General features: G+C 71.6%; 2 protein-coding genes and 1 pseudogene. 2 read left to right on the plus strand and 1 reads right to left on the minus strand.

Annotated elements, in window-relative coordinates:
* Positions 1 to 229 (plus strand): annotated as a pseudogene (locus ABZ641_RS27140) (hypothetical protein); the annotation flags it as partial.
* A 1,598-nt stretch (positions 230 to 1,827) separates the two neighbouring features.
* Positions 1,828 to 2,778, plus strand: coding sequence for an RNA-binding protein (locus tag ABZ641_RS27145; RefSeq protein WP_359985785.1), 951 nt, complete (start codon positions 1,828 to 1,830; stop codon positions 2,776 to 2,778).
* Positions 2,779 to 3,251: 473 nt separating this feature from the next.
* Here ABZ641_RS27145 and ABZ641_RS27150 read toward each other — a convergent pair whose 3' ends face one another.
* Complete coding sequence (locus ABZ641_RS27150) at positions 3,252 to 3,980, minus strand: class I SAM-dependent methyltransferase (RefSeq protein WP_344624850.1); 729 nt, start codon at positions 3,978 to 3,980, stop codon at positions 3,252 to 3,254.
* Between the last annotated feature and the right edge of the window lie 345 nt (positions 3,981 to 4,325).

The following is a 4,325-nucleotide window of genomic DNA, read 5'->3' on the forward strand; positions in this document are numbered from 1 at the left end:
GGTGACCCGCGACGACGCCGGACACCGGCCGCGCTTCCCGGGTGAAGGCCCCGCCGCACCCTCGAAGACCTTCGCCTACGGAGGGACGGCCCGCAGCGACGCCCTGCTCGGTGAAGCAGCCTGGGCATCCATCCTCGGCCTGCTCCGTCCGGGTTGGACCAAGGCCACCGGGACCCTGCAGTGGCGCCACGAGCGCCGCGCGGCTGCGTCGCGCACGTCGATCGATTGAGGACCTGTGTCTGCTCCGCTGCCGAGCAGAATCGACCGTAGGGGGCACCGTGAGCGTGATGCAGCGGTAATGACCGCCGATCTGAGGGCGTGGTCAGATGTTCCACACTGTGCGTGCCGACAGGACGGGAGAGTGGAGAGTCTTCGTGGTCGCCGCAGAGGACGTTGAACGATGCTTCGGCCTGCCCGGGGCTACTCGGACGTGGAGGCGTGGGGAGCCATCGAGGAGGTGGCCGGGGAACTGCCGACGGAGTACAAGCAGTTCGTCGCCGCGTACGGCCCCGGCGTGGTCGGCGACTTCCTGTCGGTGTTCCACCCGAAGAGCGCCGGGTACACCATGCTGGATCTGATGAACACGACGGGACCGCTGTACCAGGCGCTGGTGCCGCGCAGGATTCCGTACGACCTCCATCCCCGTGAGCGTGGGATGGTGCTGTGGGCCAACACCCAGGAGGGCGACGCCTGCTTCCTGATCCCCCGTGCGGACGGCTCCTGGGGGATCGGCGTCCGGTTCCCGCCAGTGGGGCGCCTGGGAGGAGTACGACCAGGACGTCCCCAGCTGGTTGGTCAGCCAGGTCGACGGGGACCTGCAGATCCCCGGTCTGCCGCTCCGGGTACGTGGAGGCTTCGCTCCAGAGACCTGAGCAGTGGTTCGGGGGGAGGTCCCGGTAGTGGTCACCGGGGTGACCGCAAGGTGATCAGTCCCGTTGGGCTTCGCGGGACGCCGCAGGGCCGGCCCGGCGGGTACATGCGCTTGGCGCAACACGGAGTGGAGCCGCCTGCTGCCGCTGGAGCGGTGTTGCCGCGCGACCCTCTACGGCGCGATGTCACCCTCCCAGCACATCCGCCCCGGATGTGCTGGCGACCAGCGGTACACGGAGAGGCCGCCCGGGTGAGTGCAGCGCTCGCCCGAGTCGAGTGCTACGCCGCCGGTGATTTCCGTGAGGGTGAGCGGGAGGACATCCAGATAGGAACCATCGAGGGGCCCGGCGAACAGTTCCATACGGCCTGCTCCCGGTTCGCTCCACAGTCCGGTGCCCGGTCCTCGTTCCGGCCCGTGCGGCTCGCTCCTGACCGGATCGGGCCACGCAGGCTTCATCGGCTCTCCGCCTTCCGCTCCAGCTGACACCGAGCGTCCTCCCCGTGTGTGCCCGTTGCGCCTGGAGCCGGTGTCCGGCTTCGGCGTCCTGTACAGGTCAAGCGCTGCGGACTTCTGAAGTGTCACGGGGTGGGTGGGTCCGGGCGTAGGTGCAGCGTGGTCAGGACGCGAAGGAGCGGGCGCTGGTGGACGGCTGCACTGCCCGCGCGGACCCGGCCGGGCTGATGCCGCGGCCGGGTGTCTTCGAAGACGCGAGGGCCGTGCGTCCCGAGCCGCACCTGAACAGCGCGACCCGGTGAACCTGGTTCAGCTGCTCGTCGCCGCCCCCGGCAGGGCTGTGAGGACGGCGGCTCCACCGGTACGCGCACCACTCTTCGGCCCAGGGCTCGGCACCGACCCGTCGGTACCGGGCCGGTGTCGTTTCAGGACCGCGCGCTTCGGGACCAGAACTACGCTGGCACTCCTTTCACCCGTCCGATTTCACCCGTCCGAGGAGCAGCGTGCCGCCGTCCTTCGTGCACCGGATCACCAAATACGACCCCGCTGACCGTGACGAGCACGGCCACTACTGCGGCGCCGAGGACGCGGTCAGCGACCACGGACCTGTTGAAGCGGCCTACCTGGCGGCCGTCGCCGCCTTCGCGGAGGCGTCGGGCGTCGTCCGGTTGCAGATCCGTGAGCCGGGGGTCACCGGCGTCGTCCACTTCGGCGCGGAGCCGCCGGTTGACGGGCACGGCCTCGGCAGGCTCTTCCCGCCCGACCTCACCGGCTACCACGACGGGGCGGAGGTTTCCCTTCCGGTCGCCCTGGAACTGGTCCGGGCCATGCTCCGCGACCAGGGTGCCTGGTGCCGCCTGGAGGCCGGGGACGCCTTCACCGTGCACGTGGGGTGGGACCAGTACGTGTACGTCGGCAGCGCCCTGCCCTGCGCGGACGCCGTGGCCCGTGCCCGGGAGCTCGGCCTCTTTCCGGAACCGCTGACGGCTTCTCCCTACGCCGCCGAGTCCGACGAGGCGGAGGTGACGGAGCCGGCCGACGAACCCTTCTGGACGCGCGTGCGCACGGCGCTGGCCTCAAGGCGGACGCTGCTCCTCGAGGAGACCTTCGTCCGTAACGCCTCACGCTGGCACCGCCTGACGCCGGAGAACCTCGACGAGGTGCGCACCGGGCTGGGCCCGCGCGCCCTGCTGACCGTTTGGCCCGGCCTGACTCCGGACGTCGGCGCGGCCCTTGCCGCGCTGCCCGAGGAGGGGCCGGTGGAGTTCGTCTGGCAGGCGCAGGACGGGACGATCACCCATGCGATCGTCGACGACAGCGAGTACCGGGAGCTCGCCGCCCACGTGGCCGATGCACGAGCGGCTTCCGCCCTGCCCCTGCACCTCGACGCACGCCACCCGCTGCTGTGTGCTGTCCTGCCGGACAGCGACGGTGTGGTGCGCTCCCGCTGGTGACCCGGTTGCTCCAGGCACCGCTGCTGCAGGTGGATCGCGTCGATCGCGGGCCGGTGGGCGGTGCTGTTGAACGGACCAGGCGGTCCCGCCGTGGCGGCGGACCGTCTTCCAGTCGGCCGAGTCCTGGCCTGCGTGCCCGCCGGAGCAGTTGACCCGCTGGTCGGAGCCGGACGAACCGCACCCCGCCGTGGCCGGCGGGAACCCACCAGAGGCGACCCGGAGACCGCGGGAGTGGGACACCGGCCCATGGCCGTCCAGCAGGCGGTGAGAACGGCCGCCCCCGTGCACCACGCTCCGGCCCGGGGCCCTTCACCGACCCAACGGCGCCCTGCCCTTTGTCGTTTCAGGGCCGCACGCCTTCCGGGCGCTGCACTGCCCTCGCCGTTCGGACATGCCCGAGTTCGGCCGCAGTGTTCTCCACCGGGAGCAACGGATGCAACTGCCATGAGCGTGCCGGGGGCTCTGGCCGGGAATCAGGCCCGCCGCATCCGGTAGACGCAGGTCCGGTAGGGCATCTCGACGCTGTCGCGGCCGGCCAGGGCCGGGTCGGTGGCGGCCAACTCGCCGATCTCCCGGTCCAAGCGGGCCTGCTCGGCGGCGTCGGCGGTCAGGTAGGAGGAACGGGACCGGACCAGGTCGATCAGCCGGTCCGTCGGGACGGTCACGGTGTGCTCGATCAGGCCGCGTTCGGGTTCGGTGAACCACGGCGTCACCGGCCCGTACTGCCAGGCGCTCTCCAGACCGTACCCCTCGCTGCCGGCGATGCCGGAAAGCGCGGCCACCCACGGGGTCCGGTCGTCACGGATGTTCCACAGCGCGGCGAAGACGCCGCCCTCGCGCAGCACCCGGTGGATCTGCGGCAGCGCGTCCTGCGGGGTGAACCAGTGGTAGGCCTGCCCGACCACGACGGCGTCGACGGACCCGTCCGGCAACGGGATGTCCTCGGCGCTGCCGGCGAGCACCCGCGTGCCCGGGTGGCGTTCGGCGGCCACGGCGCGCATCCGCTCGTCGGGCTCGACCGCGACCACCTCGTGGCCGGCGGCGCGCAACGCGCCGGCCAGTAGCCCCGTGCCCGCCCCCAGATCCAGGACACGCATCGGCGCGGCGCCGACGGCCCAGGCGACCGCCCGCACCGGGTAGGTGGGCCGGATCGAGTCGTAGAGATGGGCAGCGGAACCGAAGGACAAGGCAGAGGCGGACATGCCGGTGTACGTACCCGGATCCGGTCGGCAGCACCCGCGCGGCGCCAGTCCGAGCACGCGCCGATGGCTGCGGGCCGCGTGCCCCGTCACCCGAGCGGTTGGCGTTGGAGCACCGGCACAACCTGCACCCGCCCGGAACGACCCCTCACCCCGACTTCGCCGAAGCCCCGAGCCCCGGGTGGACTGCTTCGCCGGGCAGCTTCGAACAGCGGCGACTTCTTTCTCCGGAACACGAACCCCGCGGGACCACAGGAGTGGACGGTCACCGTCGCATCACGGAGCTCCGTTCGGTGGCACTGCACCGGCGGGGCAATCCAGTTCCTGGCCGACCTGGCCGACCTGGCC

The organism is Kitasatospora sp. NPDC007106 (assembly GCF_040634455.1).
GTDB lineage: Bacteria > Actinomycetota > Actinomycetes > Streptomycetales > Streptomycetaceae > Kitasatospora > Kitasatospora arboriphila.